Source organism: Saxibacter everestensis, assembly GCF_025787225.1.
GTDB classification, from domain to species: Bacteria; Actinomycetota; Actinomycetes; order Actinomycetales; family Brevibacteriaceae; genus Saxibacter; species Saxibacter everestensis.
The window spans coordinates 3,732,441-3,755,130 of the sequence record NZ_CP090958.1 but is presented as its reverse complement, the minus strand read 5'-3'; the positions used below and the strand labels follow the sequence as shown (position 1 = coordinate 3,755,130).

General features: G+C 68.1%; 18 protein-coding genes. 7 read left to right on the top strand and 11 right to left on the bottom strand.

Annotated elements, in window-relative coordinates; translation table 11 throughout:
* The first annotated feature begins 17 nt into the window (after window positions 1-17).
* Entirely contained in the window at window positions 18-1,313 is a 1,296-nt protein-coding gene (locus tag LWF01_RS17710; protein ID WP_349638694.1) for a DUF3500 domain-containing protein, read from the top strand.
* A 45-nt stretch (window positions 1,314-1,358) separates the two neighbouring features.
* On the opposite strand, the gene LWF01_RS17705 is transcribed toward LWF01_RS17710, so the two are convergent.
* Together LWF01_RS17705 and LWF01_RS17700 are read right to left on the bottom strand one after the other, a co-directional pair.
* The gene (locus LWF01_RS17705; protein ID WP_349638693.1) at window positions 1,359-2,984 is read right to left on the bottom strand and encodes an FAD-dependent monooxygenase; all 1,626 of its coding nucleotides are present in this window, start codon (window positions 2,982-2,984) and stop codon (window positions 1,359-1,361) included.
* 80 nt (window positions 2,985-3,064) lie between these two features.
* Window positions 3,065-4,402, bottom strand: a complete 1,338-nt coding sequence (locus LWF01_RS17700) for an MFS transporter (protein ID WP_349638692.1) — start codon at window positions 4,400-4,402, stop codon at window positions 3,065-3,067.
* Window positions 4,403-4,663: 261 nt separating this feature from the next.
* Between LWF01_RS17700 and LWF01_RS17695 the strand changes: the two genes are divergently transcribed.
* Genes LWF01_RS17695 through LWF01_RS17685 form a run of 3 tightly spaced genes read left to right on the top strand, consistent with a single transcriptional unit; the run spans window position 4,664 to window position 8,042 of the window.
* Window positions 4,664-5,683, top strand: a complete 1,020-nt coding sequence (locus LWF01_RS17695) for a fumarylacetoacetate hydrolase family protein (RefSeq protein WP_349638691.1) — start codon at window positions 4,664-4,666, stop codon at window positions 5,681-5,683.
* On the top strand, window positions 5,680-6,741 hold the full coding sequence (locus tag LWF01_RS17690) for an amidohydrolase family protein (protein WP_349638690.1): 1,062 nt from the start codon (window positions 5,680-5,682) through the stop codon (window positions 6,739-6,741). Before LWF01_RS17695 ends, LWF01_RS17690 begins: the two co-directional genes overlap by 4 nt.
* Entirely contained in the window at window positions 6,738-8,042 is a 1,305-nt protein-coding gene (locus LWF01_RS17685; protein ID WP_349638689.1) for an MFS transporter, read from the top strand. Before LWF01_RS17690 ends, LWF01_RS17685 begins: the two co-directional genes overlap by 4 nt.
* Before the next feature lie 97 nt (window positions 8,043-8,139).
* Here LWF01_RS17685 and LWF01_RS17680 read toward each other — a convergent pair whose 3' ends face one another.
* The 5 genes from LWF01_RS17680 to LWF01_RS17660 form a co-directional block, all read right to left on the bottom strand.
* Window positions 8,140-9,159 carry a VOC family protein gene (locus LWF01_RS17680; RefSeq protein ID WP_349638688.1) on the bottom strand — a complete coding sequence of 340 codons (1,020 nt, stop codon included), beginning with the start codon at window positions 9,157-9,159 and terminating at the stop codon, window positions 8,140-8,142.
* Between the two features lie 117 nt (window positions 9,160-9,276).
* Entirely contained in the window at window positions 9,277-10,227 is a 951-nt protein-coding gene (locus LWF01_RS17675; RefSeq protein ID WP_349638687.1) for a LysR family transcriptional regulator, read from the bottom strand.
* 7 nt (window positions 10,228-10,234) lie between these two features.
* Entirely contained in the window at window positions 10,235-11,284 is a 1,050-nt protein-coding gene (locus tag LWF01_RS17670) for a fumarylacetoacetate hydrolase family protein (RefSeq protein WP_349638686.1), read from the bottom strand.
* Window positions 11,285-11,357: 73 nt separating this feature from the next.
* Window positions 11,358-12,527, bottom strand: a complete 1,170-nt coding sequence (locus LWF01_RS17665) for an FAD-dependent monooxygenase (RefSeq protein WP_349638685.1) — start codon at window positions 12,525-12,527, stop codon at window positions 11,358-11,360.
* Between the two features lie 77 nt (window positions 12,528-12,604).
* On the bottom strand, window positions 12,605-13,582 hold the full coding sequence (locus tag LWF01_RS17660) for a cyclase family protein (RefSeq protein WP_349638684.1): 978 nt from the start codon (window positions 13,580-13,582) through the stop codon (window positions 12,605-12,607).
* 355 nt (window positions 13,583-13,937) lie between these two features.
* Between LWF01_RS17660 and LWF01_RS17655 the strand changes: the two genes are divergently transcribed.
* The gene (locus LWF01_RS17655) at window positions 13,938-15,146 is read left to right on the top strand and encodes an MFS transporter (protein ID WP_349638683.1); all 1,209 of its coding nucleotides are present in this window, start codon (window positions 13,938-13,940) and stop codon (window positions 15,144-15,146) included.
* Between the two features lie 100 nt (window positions 15,147-15,246).
* Here the strand turns inward: LWF01_RS17655 and LWF01_RS17650 are convergent, their stop codons facing one another.
* From LWF01_RS17650 to LWF01_RS17640, 3 genes are all read right to left on the bottom strand, one after another.
* Window positions 15,247-16,059: a histidine phosphatase family protein gene (locus LWF01_RS17650; protein ID WP_349638682.1), complete on the bottom strand. Its 813-nt coding sequence runs from the start codon at window positions 16,057-16,059 to the stop codon at window positions 15,247-15,249.
* 130 nt (window positions 16,060-16,189) lie between these two features.
* On the bottom strand, window positions 16,190-17,989 hold the full coding sequence (locus LWF01_RS17645; RefSeq protein ID WP_349638681.1) for a glycoside hydrolase family 3 protein: 1,800 nt from the start codon (window positions 17,987-17,989) through the stop codon (window positions 16,190-16,192).
* 12 nt (window positions 17,990-18,001) lie between these two features.
* Entirely contained in the window at window positions 18,002-19,321 is a 1,320-nt protein-coding gene (locus LWF01_RS17640; protein WP_349638680.1) for an MFS transporter, read from the bottom strand.
* Window positions 19,322-19,435: 114 nt separating this feature from the next.
* Between LWF01_RS17640 and LWF01_RS17635 the strand changes: the two genes are divergently transcribed.
* Window positions 19,436-20,608, top strand: a complete 1,173-nt coding sequence (locus tag LWF01_RS17635) for a TetR/AcrR family transcriptional regulator (RefSeq protein WP_349638679.1) — start codon at window positions 19,436-19,438, stop codon at window positions 20,606-20,608.
* Window positions 20,609-20,671: 63 nt separating this feature from the next.
* Here LWF01_RS17635 and LWF01_RS17630 read toward each other — a convergent pair whose 3' ends face one another.
* The gene (locus tag LWF01_RS17630) at window positions 20,672-20,923 is read right to left on the bottom strand and encodes a hypothetical protein (RefSeq protein ID WP_349638678.1); all 252 of its coding nucleotides are present in this window, start codon (window positions 20,921-20,923) and stop codon (window positions 20,672-20,674) included.
* 85 nt (window positions 20,924-21,008) lie between these two features.
* Between LWF01_RS17630 and LWF01_RS17625 the strand changes: the two genes are divergently transcribed.
* A complete protein-coding gene (locus LWF01_RS17625; protein WP_349638677.1) occupies window positions 21,009-22,685 on the top strand; it encodes a sensor histidine kinase in 1,677 nt (558 codons plus the stop codon).
* Window positions 22,686-22,690 lie beyond the last annotated feature (5 nt).

Sequence of the window (22,690 nt, the reverse complement as noted above, 5' to 3'; positions counted from 1 at the left end):
GCACGAGGGAGTGCCAATTGTCCACCACGGAATCGGACGCCGAGTTCCGCCAATACCTATTCCCGGACGAGCACCCCCGGGTCTCCGAGCTGCGCGGGCTGGACGCCTATGCGTACCGCGATGTTGCCCAGCGGCCGGGCACCTTCACGGGCGAACTGGTCCGCGGCTGGACGCCGCTGTACCTGAATGAGTTCCACGGCGTCACGGAGAACGGCATCCGGCGGGAGGACCTGTTCCCGCTGGAGTCACCCCGGCCCGGCGAAGAGGCCCCGGTCGCCGCGATGGTCGCCGCCGCCGAGGCCCTGCTCGATGCCGTATCCGAACCGGACCGGGATCGCCTGATCTACGACGTCGAGGCCGTGCAGTGGCAGACCTGGGCCAATCCGGAGTTCATGCAGTTCGACACCGGCCTGCGCCTGGAGTTCCAGCCGGAGCCGGTGCGCGAACGCGCGCTGGCTCTCGTGCGGGCATCGTTGAGCCCCGAAGGCTATCGGCTGACCCGGGACATGATGCGGATCAACGGCTTCCTGGGGCAGGTCGTGGGCCTGGAGGGCATCCTCAACGAATTCAGCTACAACGTTGCCCTCTACGGGCGTCCACATCCGAGCGCACCATGGGGGTGGCAGCTCTACGGGCACCACTGCGCAGTCAACTGCCTGGTGGTCGAGGGCCGGATGACGATCGGCCCGGTTTTCTTCGGCGCGGAGCCCAACGAGATCGACGACGGCCCACACGCGGGCATGATTGCGTTCCGCGACCGCATTTCGCTGGGCATCGAACTAATGGCCGCGCTCCCGGAGGAGCAGCGGCGGGCCGCGACCGTGTACCAGCAGATGGTCGACCCCGCAATGCCGCCCGGCCGGGTCCATCCCGGTGACGAGCGGCACCTGGCCGGCGCGTTCCAGGACAACCGGGTGATCCCGTTCGAGGGAGTCCAGGTCGCGCGGATGCCGGCCGAGGCGCGGCGTCTGGTGCTGGCCATCGTGGAGCAGTTCGTGCTGCCCCTGCCGGCGGGACCGCGCGCGGCCCGGCTGCGCGAGGTGGAGGCACACCTGGACGAGACCTGGTTCTGCTGGATCGGCGGCCACGCGCCGGGCGATGTCTTCTACTACCGGATCCAGTCGCCGGTGGTCATCGCCGAGCTCGATCATCACTGCGGGGTGTTCCTGGACTACGACACACCCAAGCACTTCCACGTGCACACGGTCTTGCGCACGCCGCATGGAAACGACTACGGCCGAGCCTGGCTTCGGCAGTGGACCGACACCGCGACCGGCGCGAACGGGACGGTCGCTCGGGCCGGGACTCGGTAGGCGCCGAGCAGTCCAAAGGGGGCAGACCGACGCGACCGGCCGGGCTCAGATAGTCAGCGATCCTACCGGCGCGGGCTGGTCCGAACCGGACTGCCCGGCGCCGGGCAGTCCGACCGCGCGACGCAGCGCCTCCAGCGCCGCCGACGGCGCGTTTCCTCGCCAGGCCACGTGCTGGTCGGGGCGCACCAGCACACCGGGCGCGCCCCAGAGCTCACCGGCGTCGGCGGCGTCGAAATCGCCCACGGTCCGCACCGCGAGCGGAATTCCCGCTGCCTCGGCCCGGGCGGCGACCTCGTCCCAGCCTTCCGCCGACCGGGAATCGCCGCCGTCCAGCAATAGGGTGAATCCGCCGCCGAGCAGGTCGTAGAGCGAGCGGCCATCGGCCAGCCAGGCGTGCGGCAGCAGACAGCCGGGCGCCGCCGACGGGGCGTAATGGACCGGGTCCTCGGCCGGCGGTCGAGTGCCGTCGGGGGTGATCAGGGACGAGCCGGCGTAGTGGTAGCCGAGGACGAGGCCGAGGGAGAGGAACTCGCTTTCCTTCACCCCGAGGCTCACGTGAGCGCGGGCGCGGGCATCCTCACCCTCGCGGCCGTCATCGTCCAGCCGCGGATCGATGAAGTCGTAGGCCAGCGCCTTGCCGTTCGTGGCGGCATCCCGGATGGTGCGTTCGGCGACCGGACGCCGTTCCTCCTGGTACGTGTCCAGCAGCCGGCGCGTGCCCCAGCCGCTCTCGACCGCGGCGAGCTTCCAGGCGAGATTGACCGCGTCCCCGATGCAGGTGTTGAAGCCGTGCCCGCCCCACGGGGGGTTCAGGTGCGCGGCATCCCCCACCAGGAAGACGCCGCCCCGCTGATAGGACGGAGCCAGCAGCATCCGCGCCGTCCAGGCGTCGGTTTCGATGACATCAAGCGAGATGTCCGCACCGACCAGCGCCCGCACCAGCTCCGGCGTCCGCTCCGGCGCAACGTCCACGCCCTGCAGGATCGTCCACCAGGTGTCGTCCAGGTCCATCCGGCCGATCATCCCCTGGGCCTGTTGCCCCACGACCCAGTACTGCACCGCGGGCTCGAGTGCGACCTTGCCGGCCAGGTCGGGCGAACGGAAGACCGCGTTGAGATTGGGGCGGGCGGCGGAGCCTCCCTCCAGCCGGATGCCGAGCGAGCGGCGGACGGCAGAGGCACCGCCATCGGCACCGACCAGATAGCCGCACGGAATCTCGCGGACGGCGCCGCTCTCGTCCTCGACGCGGGCGACGGCGCGGGTGTTATCGTCACCGTCAACGTTCCGGAGGTCGCGCAGGGAGATGCCGGTGAACAACCCAGCCCGCCGGGCCCCGCGCACCGCGGTGCGCAACACCTCTTCGACCACGGGCTGGGCGACCTGCTGCCCGGCCTCGGGCTGGAGTTCCCATCGATCGGCGTGCAGCTGGAAGGCGTGCCGGAACCGGCGCAACTCGTGTCCCACCAGGCTGGTACAGAAGGCGACGTCCTCCGAGTAGGACGTCGGCAACGGAGCGGCGGCCCGCAGCCGGTCGGCCAGCCCGAGGCGGCGGAGCAGGGTCATGGTGCGGGCGTTGGTGGTCTTGGCCCGCGGCCGGTTGTCGTGGACCGTTGTCCGGGGCTCGAGCACGACGCTGTCGATGCCGAACCGATCGAACTCCAGGGCGAGCATCAGGCCACTCGGCCCGCCGCCCGCGATGAGGACGGGCGCCCGGTCGGGCAGGTCGGCGACCCCGGCGTTCTCGAGCATCATTATCGCGGTACCTCTTTCGTTGCGCGCACGGAGAGTTTAGCCGGATCGACGATCCTTTGCCGCCGCGGCAACCCGAGCGCGATCACGGCGCCGAGGAGGGCGGGAACCGCGAAGGCGAGCGCCGCGAACTCCACGCCACCGCCGGTTGTCACCGCCCACGCCCCGTAGCTCGGGCCGATGATGGCTCCGACCCGCCCGGCCGCCAGCGCCCACCCGAGCCCGGTCGCGCGCAGTGCTGCGGGATAGTACTGAGCGACATGGTCGTTGATCATGTTCTGCGTGCCCATGCCACCGAACCCGGCGATCAGGAACGCCGTCGTCAGCACGGCCGGGGATGAGGCCTGGGAGGCGACCAGCAGCGCCGCGGCGGCGGCAACGAACCCGATGATCGCCATCACCTTCGGCGCCGTGAGCTGGCCGACGACGGCCGCCACCACGGTCCCGGCGATGGCGCCGATCGAGTAGGTGAGCAGGAAGGAGATCGCCGATCCCTGCGCGAAGCCCGCCTGGCGCATCATCTGCGGCAGCCAGGTGGTCAGCCCGAAGATCGTGAGCAGGCTCAGCAGGCACAGCAGCCACATGCCGAGCGTGGGAGCAAGGTTGCGGTCCCGGAACAGACCGGCAACCAGCCCACGCGGCAGGGCCGGCGCCGTCCCCTGCGCCGGCGGGCGGCCGACGTCGTCCGGCGACGTCATCCCGTATCGGGAGGACAGCTCGGCGGCGGCATCGTGCCGGCCCACCGCCCGCAGGTAGGCGGGAGACTCCGGCAGCAGCCGCAGGGCGAACGGAATCAGGAGCGCGGAGGCCGCGCCGATTGCGTAGACCGGGCGCACGCCATGATCCTCGAGCAGGTTCACGGCGACGACGGCGGCCAGCAGACTGCCGATCGCCGGGCCGGTCAGCACCAACCCGAGGACGATGGATTTCTTCCGGGCACTGGCGAACTCGTTGGTCAACGCCACGGCGGTCGGCAACAGGCCGCCGATGCCGATGCCGGCGACGAAGCGCAATGCCCCGAACACGCTGAAGTTGGGCGCAAAGGCGCAGGCAAGCATGGCCAGGGAGAAGAGGGCCAGCGATCCGATCAGCAACCGGCGCCGGCCGAGCCGGTCCGTCAAGGTTCCGGCGATCATCGAACCGAGCAGCATGCCGACCAGGGCAAAGCTGCCCACGGCACCGGCCGTAGCGGGTGTGACGTTCCACGGGGCCTGGCCGATGAAACCCGGCAGGGTCGCTCCGTAGACGTAGAGGTCGTAGCCGTCGGCGAGCAGGCCGAGCCAGCAGATCACGAAGACGGTGACGGGGCTCGCCGCGCTGCGAGCTGTGATGCGGGTCATAGAACAAGTAAAGCATAAAAGTGTCGAACCTTAAGAACGTTTCTGATAAATCACCTCGACACGGGCGCGCCTGCCCGCGCGCCCGCCCGCGCCCTCCCCCTGTACGTCTGCTCCAGGTATCGCCGTGGTTTATACCGGGGATCAGGGATCACCGGTTCCGCCCGGAGGCCCGGGACCGCACTCTGGATGGTGGAGGGGACCCGTGCGCCACCGCGCGAGCGGCCACCTGTACATCCGACGACGCCGTCAGAAAGGCACCCGATGACCGAGACCTTCGCTCTCACCGCCCCGTTCGCCCTGGCCCGGCGGAAGGAGGACGGCGCCCTCGGCCTCGTGGCCGGCGACCAATTCCGGCCGCTCATGGCGAAGGAACTCGGCGCGGCCGACCTCAATGCGTTCCTCGCGGCCCCCGACTGGGACCGGCTGGCAGCCCTCGCGGCCGCCACCGACGGCGACTGGGCCGCGCTGGAGTCCGTCACCCTCGCGGCTCCCGTGACGCCCCGCCAGGTGATCCAGGCCGGCGCGAACTACCGGCAGCACGTGATCGACCTCGTCGCCGGGGGCCTCACCCGGGACACCGATCGCACCCCGGAGCAGGCCCGCGAGTCCGCCGCGGCGATGATGGACGACCGCAAGGCGAACGGTGAAGCATACTTCTTCATCGGCCTCACCACGGCGCTCGTCGGCGCCGAGGAACCGCTCGTCCTCCCGCCGTACAGCGAGGAGCACGACTGGGAGCTGGAACTCGCCGTCGTCATCGGGGCCGAGGCGTGCCGCGTCTCCCGGGAGGACGCCTGGGACCACGTCGCCGGGTACACCATCGTCAACGACATCACGACCCGCGATCTCGTGTTCAGAAAGGACATGAAGGAGATCGGCACCGACTGGTTCCGGGCGAAGAACGCCCCCGGCTTCCTCCCCACCGGCCCGTACCTCGTGCCCGCGCGCTATGCGGACGGCAGCGACCTCGGCATCCGCCTGACCCTTAACGGAGAGGTGATGCAGGACGCCCGCACGGACGACCTGCTGTTCGACATCCCCGCCCTGATCGCGACCGCCTCGCAGACCCGGCCGCTGCTCCCCGGGGACGTCCTTCTCACGGGCAGTCCCACTGGCAACGGCACGCACTGGAAGCGGTACCTGCGCGACGGCGACGTGATGGTCGGGTCCATCGAGGGTCTCGGGGCGCAGACGGTGCGCTGCGTCGCGGAGCGCGGGGCGAATGCCGCCATGGTACCTGCGAGAGAATCGTCCGACGTCGAGACGGGATCGCGCCCATGAACCTCGTCGACGGGCCCATTGACGTCCATGCCCACCTGCTCATGCCTTCGCTCGCACGCGAGATCGAGTTCCGCGATCCGGCGGGCGCCGCGGCGGCCGCCGACCTCGAGGCGCGGCGCAACGGTCCCGCGAGCCTCGCCGCCTCGGGCCGGATGATCGGCGACCGCATCGCCCTCCTCACCGAGCCCGACGCGCGCCTCGGCGCAATGGACGCCCAAGGCGTTGCCGTGCAGGTCGTCAGCCCTTCCCCCAGCCACTACTACCCCTGGGCGGATGAGGACCTCGCGGTGTGGGCCGCGCGCGAGGCGAATCGCCTCATTGCCGCCCACGTGGGTCAGGCCCCAGACCGGCTGGCCGGTCTGGGGCTCGTGCCGCTGCAGCACCCGCAGCACATGGTCGAGTGCCTCGAGGACGCAGTCCTCGCACATGGCTTGCGCGGTGTGGAGATCTCCTCCTTCGCCGGCGACGTGGAACTATCCGACGCCCGGCTCGAGGGCGTCTGGACCCGGTGCGAGGAACTCCAGGCGTTGGTGTTCCTCCACCCGTTCGGCTGCAGCCTCGACGACCGGCTCGACCGGTACTACCTGTCGAACACGGCGGGACAACCGGTGGAGAACGCCGTCGCTCTCTCCCATCTCATCTTCGCCGGCGTCCTCGACCGGCACCCGGGCTTGAGGATCGTTGCGGCGCACGGCGGCGGCTACCTGCCCACCGTGATCGGCCGGTCCGACCGCGCGTGGGAGGTGCGGCCGGAGGCCCGCGAGTGCGCGGAACGCCCGTCCGCCTACCTGGGCCGGCTCTGGTACGACACCGTGGTCCACGATCGGCGGACCCTGGAGAACCTCGTGGCCGCGGTCGGGCAGGACAGGGTCCTGCTCGGCAGCGACTTCCCGTTCGACATGGGCTCCGACGACCCGGTGGCGCTCGTCCGCTCCGCCGCGCTGCCGGGGTACGCGCTCGAGGGCATCCTCTCTGGCAACGCCGCGGCGCTCCTCGCCCGCGGCTGCCCGGGTGCCGGCTCCGACTCCGGCTCCTCGCGTCAGGAGAACCGCGCATGAAGACGCACGACACGCTCTCCCCCGTGACCGGCGAGTCGTCGCCGTCCGTCCGCGAGTTCACGCAGGGGTGGACCGCGCTCCTCTTCGCGACGCTGGGCGCCGGGGTCGGCTTCAGTTGCCTCGGCTACATCCTCGGCACCCTCGTCGTTCCGCTGCAGGACGAGTTCGGATGGGGACGCGGCCAGATCACGCTCACCAGTCTCGTGAGTTCCCTCGGCATGGCGGCCGCGCTCCCGTTCATGGGTCCGCTGCTCGACCGGTTCGGGGTGAAGCGCGTCGCTTGGGTCTCGCTCCCCCTCTTCGCGCTCGTCCTCTTCGCCCTCAGCCGCTTCGACGCCACACTCCTGTGGTTCCTCGCGCTTTACGCGCTCGCCGGCATCATCGGGGTTGGCACATCCGCCGTGACATACACGAAGGCGATCGTCGAACGCTTCCGGGTCCGGCGAGGCCTGGCGCTGGGCATCATGGCGATGGGTCTCGGCGCCGCCGGGCTGCTCCTGCCGCCGCTCATGGGTGTCGTCGTCGCGGCGTACGGCTGGCGCGGCGCCTACCTCACGATGGCGCTGCTCGCTCTCTCCCCCGTCCTCGTCCTGCCGTTCGCGCGCCTCGCCAACCCCGGGAAGGCCCGGACGGCGGCCGGGCAGGCGGCCGCGCCGGCCACCACACCGGAGCCCGCCGGGCCCTCCCGCGGGCAGGTGTTGCGGGGCAAGGAGTTCTGGCTGCTGTGCGCCGCATTCTTCTTCCTCGGCTGGGCGCTGCTCACAATGGTGCCGCACTTCGTGCCGATGCTCATCGACTCTGGGGTCGATCCGGTCCTGGCCGCCACGCTGTCGTCGCTCGTGGGCGTCGGAACCCTCATCGGGCGTCCGATCGTGGGCTGGCTGCTCGACCGGTTCTACCCCACGCTCGTCGCCGTGCCGTTGTTCTTCGTGGCCGCGGCGGGGTGCCTCGGGCTGTTGTGGGGCGGCGCCGCGTTCGCCCCGGTCACCGCCGTACTGATCGGACTGGGATTCGGCGCCGAGATCGACCTGATGTCGTACCTGAGCTCGCGGTACTTCGGTCAGCGGGCCTTCGGGGCGCTGTACAGCTATGTGTACAGCGCGTTCATGGTCGTCTCCGCGATCGGTCCCGTGACTGCGGGCTACCTGTTCGACGCCCAGGGCTCGTACTCGGCGTCACTCGTGGTCGCGGCAGGGTTCCTCGTGCTCGGGTCGGTCCTCCTAGTCGTCCTGCCCCGGTATGACCGGCGCGAAGCGATCCCAGCTGGAGAGTCGGCGGTGAAGCGTCCGGTGAAGCGCTGAGCGCGGCTGGCGTCATGGGAAAGGCCCCGGGGGAGCGTGCTCCCCCGGGGCCTTCCTCCGTAAGTGGTGGCCCGGGCTCGTTCCGGGCGGCGAAACCTCAGCCGCGGCCCGGCACGGCGTACGGGTTGAGCAGCGCCTCCTTCATCTCGTCCGGAGCGCCCTCCTCGGTCGCGGTCAAGCCCTCGGCGAGCGGAAAGGACTCCGTCATCGAGTGCGGCATCGCGCCGTTGCGGTAGAAGTTGTTCGACCCCTGCGACGGCGTCCACGTGTTCGCCGTCCAGTCGGGCACGTAGTTGCGGTAGCCGCCGGAGTTGAGCTCGACCCGCAGGGCGGAGGGCTCGCGGAAGTACAGGAAGTTCTGCTCCCCGATCCCGTGGATCGACGGCCCGTACTCCATCGGCGTGCCCCACTCCATCAGGATGTCGGCGGTGCGCAGCAGGTCCTCGTGCGCGTCCACCCAGAACGCAATGTGGTTGACGCGGCCGGCCCGCTCGGAGGTGTCCAGGACGACGCCCAGGTCGTGTGACTTCTCGTTCGTCGTGAGCACCGAGAACACAGTGATCGGGGCCTCCTCGAGGTCGGTGAACGCCATGGTGCGGAAGCCGAGGACATCCGAGTACCAGCTCGCGAACCCGCGCACGTCCTGGCTGGCGACCGTGACGTGGTCGAGGAAGCGGGGCGCCGCCGAGTGCCGGCTGCGCTTCTCCGGGCGGTCGGGGTAGATCGATGCGAGTCCTTTCGGTGCCTCGTACTTCTCCACCTCCCACACCAGCCGCATGGGGTGACCGTAAGGCCCGACGAACTCGTAGGCCCGGCCGTAACCGTAGCCGCCCTCGGTCCAGCTGCCGGTGATACCGGAATCCTCGATCCGCCCTGCGGCCGCCTCGAGCGCTTCGGCCGAGGTAGTGCGCCAAGCCATCATGTGCAGCCCGGGCTCGTCACCCGGGACGAGGACGAGGCTGTAGCTGTCGTAGTCGCCCCAGCACCGCAGGTACACGCGGCCGTTTTCGCGGCGCACCTCACGCAGGCCGAAGTCCTCGACGTAGAACCGGGCGGATGCCTCGACGTCGGGGCTGGTGATCTCCAGATGACTCACGTGGGCCAACAGTTTCTCCATGGGAACCTCCTTGTTCGGATGTGCAGATCTCTTCCGATCCACCACCATCCTGCGGCGACCTCTTCCTCCGGGGAATCGGTGCTTCGGGATACGACCTATTGCCGCGATCGATGCCCGTCAGCGGCGGGTCACGCGGACCGGGTGCACGGCGTGCTCCGGGGTGACGAGACCGGCGGCCGCCTCCTTGATCAGGTCGCGCAGCCACGTGTTTGCCGGGTCGTTCGTCTGCAGGGGGTGCCAGTAGAGGGCCTCGACGAGGGGCGCCTCGAGGTCCGCGTCAAGTTCCACGACCGCGAGGTGACCGCTCCGGGACGCGTGTGCCGCGAGCATCCGCGGGACCATCGCGACAAGGTCCGTTCCCTCGACCACGGCAGGCAGCCCCTGGAACCCCGTGACCCGCGCCGCCACAGAGGGCACGGCGCCGCACTCTTCGAACAGCTGCATGGGAGGCGTGACGACAGTGCTGCCGAAATCGCCCACGGCGTGGGGTCGCGCTGCAAGATCCGCGATCGTGACGCGGTCCTCGGCGAGCAACGGGTTCCCCGCGTCGACGAGCGCGACGAACTCGTCACGGAACAACTGCCGTGACTCCCCTATCAGGTCGAAGCCCATCGGGCCCACGACGATGTCGACGTTGGTGTACACCTCGAGGCCCGGTCGGAGGAACATCGTCGCGGTGGGCACGAAATCGACTGACACGCGCGGCGCTGTCTTCGCCATGGTCGTCCGGAGCGACCGGATAAGCAGGCTCGTCGCGTAGTCCGAGGCGGCGATCGTGAACGTGCGGTCGGACGTTTCGGGGGAGAACGAGGAGCGCAACTGCATCGCGTCCTGCACCTCGGCGTAGGCCCTCTCGACGCGCGGGACCAGGGCACGGGCGAATGCCGTGAGCGCGTAGCCGCGTCCCTCGCGGACGAGGAGTTCGTCGTTGAAGTGCCGGCGCAGCCGAGCGAGCGCGGCGCTCATCGCCGGTTGGCTCATCTGCATGCGTTCCGCCGCCCGCGAGACGTTTCGCAGCTCGAGGAGCACCTGCAGCGAGGGGAGGAGGTTGAGATCGATGTCTCTCATACCCGGATTATCCCTCGGACGTCGTCTCAGGCGCTCGGCTGCGGCCGCGGCGGCGCGCGGGCCGGGACGGCACACCCTCGCGGCGACGCGCCCCCACGGTGTTCTCGATCGAGCCGATCCCCTCGACCGTCAGACGTACCCGGTCCCCTTCGGCCAGGGGTGGCGGCACGAGATCGTTGTGCCGGCCCCATAGTTCCGCGAGGCAGCCGCGCCCGCTCGTGCCGGACCCGAGGACGTCGCCCGGGAGCACGCGGGAGTCCTGCGAGGCATACGCGACGAGTTCGGCGAATGGCCAACCCATGTGCCCGAGGTCGTCGGTGCCCAGTGCGGTTCCGTTGACCTCGGCGGTGAGGGCGAGGTGCAGGAACCCCTCCTCGTCGTGACGGTCGGCGAACTCGTCGGCGGTGACGATCCACGGGCCGAGCGTGTTCGCGAAGTCCTTGCCCTTGCACGGCCCGAGCCGGACCTTCATCTCGCGGGACTGGACGTCGCGCGCGGACCAGTCGTTAAGGATGGTGTACCCGAAAATGAACTCGTGGGCGCGGGCAGGGTCGAGGTTCGTCCCCCCGAGGGGCGCATCGCCGTGCGCGGGAGCGCCGATCACCGCGGCGACCTCGAGTTCGAAGTCCATCCGGTGACATCCGCTCGGCACGGGGATCGTCTCGCCGTCCGCCCGCACGGTGTGCGGGTTGGTGAAGTAGAACGTCGGTGCCTCGTACCACTCGTCGACCACCCCGGCCTCGCCGTCGATGCTCGCGGTGACGCCTTCGACGTGTTCTTCGAACGTGACGAAGTCGCGCATCGATCGGGGCTCCAGCGGCGCGAGGAACCGCACCTGCTCGACGGGCGGCTCATCGCCCGCCGCCGCGGCGATGCGGGCGGCGGCGCGCCGGAGGGTCGCGGCCAGGCCCTCCTCGAGCAGGGTCAGGGTCGTGACGTCGGGCTCGAATGAGAGGGCTCTCCCCTTGTGCACGATCCCGGTGTGCACGTGGGCGACGCGCGGGCCGGTCCGGGTTTCCGTCGTGGCCGGCGCGTGCCAGCGGGCGATCTTCACCATGATGTCCTCGTGTCAGTGCGCGGCGCGCACGTGGGTAGTCGATGATCCGAAGGGTCGGGAGCGGAGGCGCGAGTCACACGGGCGCGGAGACGACCGCCGCGACCTCGCGCATCAGGCCGGGCACGTCGCCGTCGCGGTTCCCGTCAAGCATCCACTGCCCGAGCCGCACCGAGTTCTCCACCACGACGCGCGCCCGAGGCGCCCGTCGGGCGGTGTAGCGGCCGAACGCCTCCGCGAGCGACGCGGCCGTTGGCGCCGCCGCGGCCGAAGACTCGCCGGAGCCAGCGTCTGCAGCGGCGACCTGCGCGATCTCGTCGGCGAGGACAGCGGCGTCCTCGAGCGCCATCGCGGCGCCTTGCGCGATTGTGGGCGGGCAGCTGTGCGCCGCGTCCCCCACGAGCGCCACCCGGCCGCGGAACCAGTCGCCGTCGATGATGTGCGAGGTGAAGTGCGTGTAGTTGACCCGGGCGGATTCGTCGAGCTGGGCCCGGATCTCGTCCCACGGGCCGCCATACCCGGCCGCGAGCTCCCGCATGATTGCCGGCCCGTCGGCGAGGTCGCGGTCCTGCACGTCCTCGACCAGATAGGCGTACAGCGTGTCCTCGCTGGTCGGACAGTAGCCCGCGATGTACGCCGGCCCGCCGTAGTAGAGGTCCGTGTGCGTCACCTCGGCCGGGCGGCGCACGAAGGCCCGCCAGATGCCCATCCCGGTGCGTTCCGGAACACCGGGGACGCCGAGGCACTCGCGCACGCGGGAATGTAGGCCGTCGGCGCCGACGAGCAGTCCGTACCTCCGGCGGATGCCGTCCCGGGTGTGGACGGTGACGGAATCGGCGTCCTCCTCGACCGCCTCGACGTTCGCGCCGTAGCGGAGGACGGCGCCGGCGGACTCCGCTCGCTCCCGCAGGATCCGCGTGAGGTCGGGGCGGTACATGCCAAGCGTCGCGGGCAGGTCAGGGCCGCCCACCTTCTCGTCGTCGATCCGGGCGAGGACCGTCGCCTCAGGCCCGGGGGCGCGCAGCCCGAGCACGTCGAACGCGTACCCCGCCTGCCGGACCTGCGGCCACACGCCGAGGCGACGCAGGACGCGCAGCGCGTTGCCCTGGAGGGTGATCCCCGAACCGAGGGCCGAGGGCGCCTCGGCCCGTTCGAGAATCTCCACGCGATGCCCGGCGTCGGCGAGAAACGTGGCGAGGCCGAGGCCGGCGGCTCCGGCGCCGACGATCCCGATGGTGAATGACATGGAACGAGCCTTCCTATTAAGGGACGAGAGTTCGGATGGGCACCGAGCGCGTGGGCGCCACGCGATTAGTCGAAGGGTCAGCGGAGGGCGACCGGGTTGATCGGCGAGCCGACTGCGCCGGTGATCGGCAGGGGCGGCGCGCTGAGCAGGAAGTCGTAACGGCGCTCGGCGGCGCACGCCTCGGCGAGCGACTCGAGATTCCACATCTCGCCGATGAAGAGGCCCATGTTCGGGATGACGACCTGGTGGAGCGGCTGGAAGGCGTCGTCGAACTCGTTCGGCCGGACCTCGAAGCCCCAAGTGTCCGTCGCGACGGCGGCGACCTCGGTGCGGTGCAACCACGGGGCGGTGGTGAAGGAGAGGCCGGGGGCGGGACCGCCCGCGTAGTCGCCCCATCCATCGCGGCGAGTACGGGCGTACTGACCGGTGCGGATGAGCAGGATGTCGCCGCGCCCCACCCGGGCGCTCTCGCCCTGACGATCGATCGCCGCCTCGAGGTGGGCCTCCGTGATCGCGAAGCCGTCGGGGAGTTCCGGGTAGTCCGCACCGATCTCACCCTGCAGCACGCGGCCGAGGTCGAGGAGCACGCCGCGGCTAACCAGGTTCGCGGCCGCGGTCTGGATCCCCGTGACGAGGTCGCCGTCAGAAGTCACCGTGACGCCCGCGCGCCGGCCGTTCCAGGCCTTACCGCGGTCGAAGATGTGGCCGAGCCCGTCCCACTGCGTCGAGCATTGGAGCGGCATCGCGATGACATCGTCGGCGCCGCCCATGCCGTTCGGGAATCCCTGCGTCCCGTTCTCGGCGTCGGCACCGGTGTCGGTCATGGTGTGCACGGGATTCGTGCGTCGCCGCCAACCCTTCTGCGGGCCGTTCGTGTCGAAGGCCTGCGCAAGCGAGTGGATCTCGCCGGTGCGGACGAGGCGGGCCGCCTCGAGGCGTTTCGCGTCGTCGATGAAATTGAGGGTGCCGAGGACGTCGTCGTCGCCCCAGCGTCCCCAGTTCCTGCACTGTTCCGCCGTCCGGGCGATCTCCTGCGCCGGCGCAGTCCGATCCATGGCACTTCCTGTCGTCGAACACTCCACTGTGCAGTCGCGACCACTGTCCGGGGGCGCCGCGCTGCGCTCGTCTGTCGCCTTCACTATGCGTCACGCGGCCGGCGAGGAGAAGCGTTGTGTTCGGATGTGAGCTATAGCTGCCGGTTATGCCTCCGAGCGCGGTGGCGGGGTGGCGTGGAATCTGGACTGACCGAAATCCAGGCGGCGCCGGAGGCGCTAGGCGGCGCAGGCGGGCGGGTGGAATAGACGGCGGAGATAGCTGGTATAGCCAGATCCATCTTCCTTCCCAGTCGACGCTCGCGGACAGTGGTCGGGAGAACGCGGCTCCCGGCCGCTCGATCACAGGAGATGTTCAATGGAGAACAACATGTCGCTGCCTGCCGGAACCGCGGCGAGCAGCCCGCCATCGCCGTCGACTCGGGGCGTTCGCCGTGCCGGCCCCCTCGTCGCCGTCCTGCTCCTGGCCGGCAGCGCCATGCCGGTCCTCGGGTCGGTGCTGCTTTCGCCCGTTCTGCCCTCGATGCAGGGGTACTTCGCCGACACCCCGGGCGCTACTCTGCTCGTGCCCATGGTCCTCACGATCCCGGCCCTGGTCATCGCCCTGTGCGCGCCGATCGCCGGACAGATCGCCGACCGAGTGGGACGCAAGACCCTGCTGCTCGTCTCAATGGTGCTGTACACGATCGCGGGCACGGCGCCGCTGTGGCTGGCGTCCCTCGGATCGATTGTCGCCTCCCGCGTGGTTGTCGGCCTCGCCGAGGCGGCGATCATGACGATCTGCACGACGCTCATCACCGACTACTACGAGGGGAAGGCACGGGACAAGTATCTGGGGCTGCAGGTGCTCGTCGCCTCGCTCTCGGCGACGCTGTTCTTCGCGCTCGGTGGCATCCTCGGCAGCTCCGGATGGCGGGCGCCGTTCTGGCTGTACCTCTCCGCCATCGTCATCGCGGTCCCGATGGCCGTGTACCTGTGGGAACCCGCTCGCGATGCCGCCCGTGCCCGTGCGGTGCCGGTGCCGTGGCGGCGGATCGCCGCACCGGCGCTCGTCACGCTGATCGGTGGCGTGGTCTTCTACGCGCTCATCGTCCACTTGCCGTATGTGCTCGACGAGTTCGGGGTCAGGTCAGTCGGCACGATCGGCGCCGCGGCGGCGCTCGCGTCCGCCGCGACGGCCGCTGGGGCGATCTCGTTCCGGTTCCTCAGCGGTTTCGGTCCGCGGCGCCTGCTCCCGGTCGCGTTCGGCCTGGCAGCGGTGGGACTGCTGATCCTGTGGTTCGCTCCCACTGTGCCTGTCGTCCTCGTGGGCGCAGTGATCACGAGCGGGGGCACGGGCATCCTGCTACCCACGCTCCTCACCTGGGCCGTCTCCGGCCTCGCTATCGAAGAGCGTGGCCGCGGAACCGGGGTGTGGACGGGTGCCCTGTACATCGGGCAGTTCGCCTCCCCACTCATCCTCGCGGGGGCTGCCGGGGCAGTCGGCGGCCTCACCGCCGCCCTCGGGGCGCTGGGCATCGTCGCCGCCGTCGCTGCGGTCGCCTCGATCGCGATCCCGCGGCGGTGACCGCGGGGCTCCGCGGGCGAAACTTCGCTTTGTCGCTCAGTCGCGGCTTATTTCCCACGATTGGCCGACGAAGCCACGTTTGACGGTAGCAGGAGGGCGATCAGTTGCTGGCGCCCACTTCGACGAAGCTCGTGTCGTTGACAGACTCCACGCTCCATTCGCCGTCGTCGAAGGTCAGCTTGTTCACCGCGGCGTTCTCAATGCCGTTCTTCACTCCGCTCAGATCGGCGCCGAGCTCTGCCAGCACGCAGGTGATGGTGATGCCACTCGAAACGACGAGGACGTTACCGCCTCCGGCATCCTCCTGGTCTTTGCCGATGTCACCAAGCGCATCCAGCGCGCGATCTGCCACCTCCGCCGAGGTTTCCACAGGGAGGTCGGTCTCGCCGGCAGCGTCGTCGATCGAGTCGAGAAGGGTGAGGAAGTCGAGGTTCGCCATGTCGGCGAAGAGCGCACCCTGGTTCTCGTATCCCTGCTCGTCGGCCACCGCGTTCCACATCGCCTCGTTCGATCCACCCTCGAACGGCCCGAACGCCATTTCACGCAGTTGATCGTCGCGGGTGGGCTTGAGGCGAGAGCCGGCGGCGTCCAGAGCGAGCGTGGCCGTGTCGAAATGCCGCAGCATGTCGGCCGAGTACGCGGCATCGAACCCGACGCCCTTGCTGCGGAGTCCTTCACCGAGGTTCTTCGCATCCTCCCGCCCCGATTCAGTCAGAGGGGAGTCGGCCCAGCCTTGCACGCGGTCGAGCTCGTTGAGGATAGTCTCGCCGTGGCGGGTGAGATAGATGGTCACCGCATCGTTCGCGGAGGTTGGTGCCGGTACGGGCGAAGCCGTGCACGCCGCGAGGCCTGCCGCGACGCCGATCGCTGTGAGCGCTGTGAAGCCGTGTTTCGTGAGTCGTGTGCTGATCATCGTGGTCTCCATTGACGGGCTGATTGAGGGATCGGAAAACGTGTCTCCGCTCTCGCCCTACGAACGGGCTTTAGTAGGGCGAGAAGCTACGCATCTGTGAGGGCCACCGTAAGAGGCAGAAAAGATGCCGCTACAGCGATAGTCCGTGGCCGAAACGGAAAAGCGGATCCTCGGTGTCGAACGGCACGTCGGGCCGGCTGTCGTGCACGGCCGCCATGCTGCGCGGAACATCGAACGGCAGGCGCCCCTGCGGACCAGCGTCGCCGACGAGCACATCGAGAAGCGCCCGCGGGTTGGCGCCGAAGTTCGCGACGACGGCACCCGCGGCGTCAACGATCGGCGCGAGGATCGCCGGGCGGTCCAGGAACACATCCACGACGGTCGGCACGAACGCGGCAACGGAGACGACGTGCTCAAGTACCTCATCTGAGAACTCGAGGGATCCGGCGTGGAAGAAGTTCTCGAACATCGTGTCGCGGGTCTCGTACGGTGCCTGCAGGCGAAGCACGGCGGCATCCGCCTGGTCGGGTGAGTTGACCACGTCGCCGTACTCGCCCGCGATCGCGGGGTCGATACCCTCAACGTAGAGCCGGAGACCACGCTTCAGCGGCAGAATCCGGTCGTTCGTAAGCACCGTGATAGCTGCCCGCTGCGCTTTCTCGCCAGCCGCCCTGAACTCGGCCGAGCCGACGATAGCCTGTGCACGCTTCTCGTCGACGAAGGGCGCGTCGAACAGCGCGAGCCGGAACTTCTCACGCAGCAGCCGCCTGGCCGACACGTCGAGGCGTTCCTCGCTGATCTCACCAGAGTGCACGAGGTCGATCAGCAGTTCGGGACAGGACTCGCCGCCGAACTGGTCGACACCGGCGTTCAGCGCCGTGAGCATGCGCTCTCGCGGCGACAGGTGCTCGATGCCCCAGGCGCGGGCGGGAAACTCGGCGCCCATGATCGAGGCGTCGGTTAGGAGTCCCCAGTCGGTGCAGACGATGCCGTCGAAGCCGAAGCGTTCGCGCAACAGGCCGGTGATGACGGACTTGTTGAAACCGAAGCCGACCTCCTCGTACTCGGTTCCGACCGGCATCCCGTAGTACGGCATGATCTGGCTGGTGCCGGCCTCGAACGCGGCCTCGAACGGTTTCAGGTGATGCTCGAACCTGCCGCCCGGGTACACCTGCTCGCGGCCATAGGCGAAGTGAGGATCCTCGCCGTCCTTCTGTGGCCCGCCACCCGGGAAGTGTTTCGTCATCGTGGCAACGGATTGCTCGCCCAGCGCCTCGCCCTGGAATCCGCGGATGTAAGCCGCGACGAGGTGGGACGTCAGGTCGGCGTCCTCGCCGAACGTGGCGATCTGGCGGCTCCAGCGCGGCTCGGTGGCCAGGTCGATCTGCGGGTGAAGGGCGACGCGCAAGCCGACCGCGGTGTACTCGAGCCGGGCGACGCGGGCAAATTCCTCGACGACGGCCTCGTCGCCGATCGCAGCGAGCCCGAGCATCTCCGGCCACTGCGAAAACGGGCCGGCGGCCATTGCGGCGCCCGGGTTGTCGCTGAACGAGTGCCGCGGATCGGTCGAAAGGGTGACGGGGATGCCGAGCCGCGTCGACGCCGCGCGCTCCTGCAGCCGGTTCTGCCAGCGCGCCATCATGAGGGCATCAGGCGCCGAGCCGAGCACGTTGAAGTGCGACATGAATTTTCCGGCGACGTAGTCGTCGGTCGAGGGAAGCCCGAAGGCCGAGTCCTCCTCGGCGAGCTCGCCTCCAGCTCCGATGGTGATCATCGAGTGGAAGAACAGGCCGGCCTTCTCCTCGAGCGTCATCTGGCCCAGTAGGTTCCCGACGCGCTCATCGAGCGGCAGTGCCGGGTCGCGGAACGCGGTATCGATGTCGGATGCTGCCAGCTGGGGCGCGGCATCCGCCCGTGTGGTGTCAGTCATTGCTGCCTTTCGTTACTTGACGGATCTAATGCGGTAGACCAGCACGGCTCCCGCCAGCGCGACGAGCGCGCCGACCAGATAGAAAGTCGTGTAGCCACCGAGAGGAGTGAGGGCTCCCAGTGCGATGATGCCGGGCGCGATCGCCGGTGCGATCGACTGTGGAAGAGAGTTGGCTATGTTGAGCACGCCGAGATCCTTGGCGGTGTCATCGGGGTTCGGCAGCACCTGCGTCGTGAGGGCGAGGTCTACGGCAAAGAAGCCGCCCATTCCGAAGCCGATGATGCCCTGCGCGACCACGACGATCGCCGGATTCGGCGCGAATGCGAGCACGATGAGCCCGGCGACCGCGATCAGCCCGGCGGAGGTGACGAACGGGCGACGCCTGCCCACCTTGTCGGAGAGATATCCCGACAGCGGGCTGGAGATGACCATAAGAACGGTCGCAGCGAGGTTCGCGAGCAGGACCGTCCCGATGGCCTCCTGCTCGCTCAACCCGAACTTCTCGGTGAGATAGAACGGCAGGAACGTGGCAATTCCCGCGTAGCCGAACATGATGAAGAACTTAGTAAGCCAGGCCCAGCCGAGATCGCTGTGCTTGACCGGGTTGAAGGCGAACGAACCGAGGAACTCGGTGAAGGTGAACCGGGTCGCGGGCTTGCACGTGAGGACGCGGTCCTTCAGGGTGACAGCAAAAAGCACGCAGAAAACCACGGCGAGCGCCGCAGGCACGGCGAATCGGGCAACGTCACTGGCGAGGAAGTTCGTCAGGGCGCTGCCGCCGACGATGGCCAGCGGAGTCGTGATGCCGACGATGCCCGAGACGACCCCGCGCCGCTTGACGGGCACCTGGTCGGGCAGCGTCGCGTTGGCGGCGGCAAGCACGGCGTTCATAGCGGCCTGAGCTGCGCACCAGCCGACAAGGACGAGCCACACCGTGTTCGCTACGCCGACGAGGCCGAGCGCGAGGAACCCGATGACTGCGCCGCCGAGTATCCACGGACGTCGCATGCCGAAGCGCGATGTGGTGCGGTCAGAGAGTCGGCCGACGAGCGGGTTCGCGACGAGGGCGAAGAGCGCGCCGACGCCGAGAACGAGGCCGAGCGCACCGGCAGCCTCTGCCGGGGAACTGGTGATGTGCTGCACCTTGAACGCCAACGACACAAGCACGGGGGTGAGCACGGCGAGATAGATGCCGAAGTTCGCGCCGCCGAGGGCAACCGCGTAGCCACGCGGTTCCCGTGACGGGCTCGTGCGAAGGGAGGCTGCTGCGGCAAGATTCTCCGGCTGGGCCGAGAGCGCCTGCGCGCTTTCTGAGGGTGACAACTCTGGCATTTCGGTTCCTTTCGGGAAGAGCGTCGTTGCTCGAAAGGAACTGTAGCGCATAATTCGACCGAATGGTTAGCTTTTGTTTTTGAGCGGTAGGATTGCCGAAACGAGGAGGTGTAGGTGAGCAACACTGCTGTCCGCCGCTACGCGCCGGGCCGAGCCCGGCAGAACGAGTTGCTCGACGCTGCCTACGTGCTCTTCTCGGAGTCCGGTTTCGCAGGCGTGTCCCTCCGCGACATCGCCGCGCGGACCGGTATCTCGCACGCCTCGCTCCTCCGCTATTACTCGTCGAAGGACGAGCTCCTGCTCGCCCTGCTCGACCGCTGGGAACACGCGAACCTTCGCTGGGCGGCCGATCACCCCCAGTTGACTGGGGACTCGATCGCTATCGCCTTCGCCCGCCGCAATGCCGCAATGCCTGGCTATGTCGAGCTGTTCTCCGCGCTTGCTGGGGAGGCGACATCCGAGCAGCATCCGGGCCACGAGCACTTCGCGCGCCGCTACGAGCGGCTGCGCCGAGGCTCCGAGTTCGCGGAGCCGATGCCCGCCGCCGTCGCCGCGGTGTGGGATGGCCTACAGATCGCGTCGCTCTACCTCGATATCGACGTGCCGAACGAGCTCGAGGCATTCCTCTCGGGGGAGCCTGCGGCACCGAACCCGGCGCTGAGCAGTGTGTCGATGACCAAATCCCCCGGGGGGCGCATCTTCGCCGATCATAGTCGCGGCTATGCACCCGGGCGCACGAAACGCGCTCACATCGTCCAGAGCGCCACGGCCCTGTTCGCGCAACGCGGCTTCAGCGCGACGAGCTTGCAAGACATTGCACGGCAGGTCGGCATCTCCAAGTCGACGCTCCTGCACCATGTCGGCAGCAAGGACGCCCTCCTCGAGACAGTGCTACGGCAGCGTGACGCCCGCATCGAGGACACAGCGGCTCGTCGCGCCGCGGGCCTCACGCCGACCCTTGCTGGGATCGTCGAAGGAGCTCATATGAGTGCGATCGAACCGGGTCTCGTCGAGCTCTACACAGTACTCGTGTGCGAGGCAACGCCGACCACTCATCCCGCTCACGGGTATTTTACGACGCGCTACCACGATGGCATCCGGTACTTCGGTGCCCTCTTCGAGGAAGCTCGGGCGGAGGGTGCGCAGACCGGCGATCCCTGGCGGGAAGCACTCTGGTTCATTGCGCTGTGGGATGGCATGCAGATCCAATGGCTCTACGACGCGAACGCCGTTGACATCGGAGTCGAGCTCAACCAGCATCTCGATCGGTTGGTCGGGTGCCGGTAATCGCACCGAGCGGGACGACCCGCTGAGGCTGGCCTCACCTGCGGGCGAGACCCGTCTAGATCCCTACCTCAGCCGCGGGAACTCCTGATCCTCGCCACCACGCCGGTTCTCCGAGAAGACGAACAGCGAAAAGATCACGCACACCACAACGAAGATGCCGGCAAAGCCGGCGCCGACTATCAGCCAGAGCTGCGGCGACGCCCAGGGCTTGAGGAAGATCGTGAAAGCCAGAGCGGTGATCGCGGCGAAGACCGCGGCGAATTTGAAGGCGGTTAAGTAGCTGATCGGCTTCGGGGCCGGCGTATGGCTGGACATCGCCTACAAGCTTACTCCCCGGCGGACCGTACTCTACGATGGCACAAGCGGTAGATCCCCACGGAAGAACAACCAAAGAGAGTACATGTCGCCCTCCCTGTTCAAGAGCTATTTCGCGACATTCTTCTCGGACCGCCCACACCGGATGGTCGTAGCCCAGCAGCTACCGTTCGTCATCGTCTTCGTACTGGTATCCGGCTTCATCGCGGCGTACCGGACCGACATCTTCATGGATCCGCAATACCTCACCGGTTTCATCGCGGTGCTCCTGGTGACGATTGTGGCCCGATTCGTTCGTTGGTGGCACGTTTCCACCGGCTGGATCGCCGCCGTCCCGGTTATCGACTTCGTCTCGGTGGCGATCTGCCGGGATGTCTCCCTGGTGGACACCACCACTCTGAGCCTGTTGTGCTTCTTTCCCGCGTTGTGGCTAGCTCTCCTACTCAAGGGCAGAGGCATTGTCCTGGCAACCATATTGACCGTGGTGGGTACATCGCTACCCAGTATTTTCCGGATCACCGAGAACCCGGACCCGTTCATCGTCGCCCGGCATCTCCTGATGCCGTTGGTAATTTTCATGATCACCAGCATGGTGGTCGCGATGCGTGAGCAGCTCGTGAGCCGGCGGAATCGGCTGGCGCAAACCGCCGGAGAACTACGCGTGCAGCTGGCGACGACCCAGCGAAGTGAACGCCTGCTCGACAACATCATCAACAGCGTCAACGTGGCGATTCTGGTCATCGACAAAGACGGCAATGACGTCATTACGAATAGCTCGCAGGATACGATTCACGCGCTGGCGTCGCCACCCGGCAACGCAGACAAGACCGAGGCCGGGCATCTGATATTTCACGCCGACCGAACAACCCCCTTCGCCGCCGAAGAAAGGGCAGCCTATCGGGCAGCCCAGGGCGAGACTTTTACCGGCCTGACGATGTTCCTGGGCGACGATCCGGAAACCCAGCGCGCCGTTTCCGCATCGGCTCAGCCGATTATCGACGAAAACGGTAAACGGGAAGGCTCCGTCGTCGTCTTCTATGACGTCACCAGCTTTATGGATTCACTCCAGGCCAAGGAGTCCTTCGTTTCAACCGTCTCTCACGAGCTCAGAACTCCGATCACGTCGATCATCGGCTATCTCGACCTCGTGCTGGAGAACGAAGAACCGCGATCAGAGGAAGCCGAAACATACCTAGGGGTGATCAGCCGCAACGCGGAACAGGTGCTCAAGATCGTCGAGGACCTGCTCATCTCGGCCCAGGCAGCCGACGGCAAGCTCAAGCTGCACCGTGAACCGACCGATGTAGCGAAGTTCGTCAGGCGAACCGTGGAATCCGCACAACCACGAGCCGATGCCCGGAACATCGAATTGCGGCACGATTGCGCCGAGACGCCGAAGGTTGCCGTCGACCCGGCCCGGATAGCCCAGGTGCTCGACAATCTGATCTCCAATGCGATCAAATTCACCGGAAAGGGAGGGGCAGTGACCGTGCGCGCCCGCCCGGCATCACACGCGGTCATCGTCGAGGTCGCCGATACCGGCATCGGCATGTCCCCGCAGGAAATTTCCGGCCTCTTCACCCGGTTCTTTCGAACCCCATCAGCGAAAAGAAAAGCAATCCCCGGAATCGGCCTCGGCCTGTCGATCAGCAAGGAAATCATCGAAAGCCATGGCGGCAGCATTTCGGTGGATTCGACCCCCGGAGTAGGAACCACGTTTCGGGTAACTTTGCCTTACGACCTGTCAATAGGCTCGCAGTGAATTCG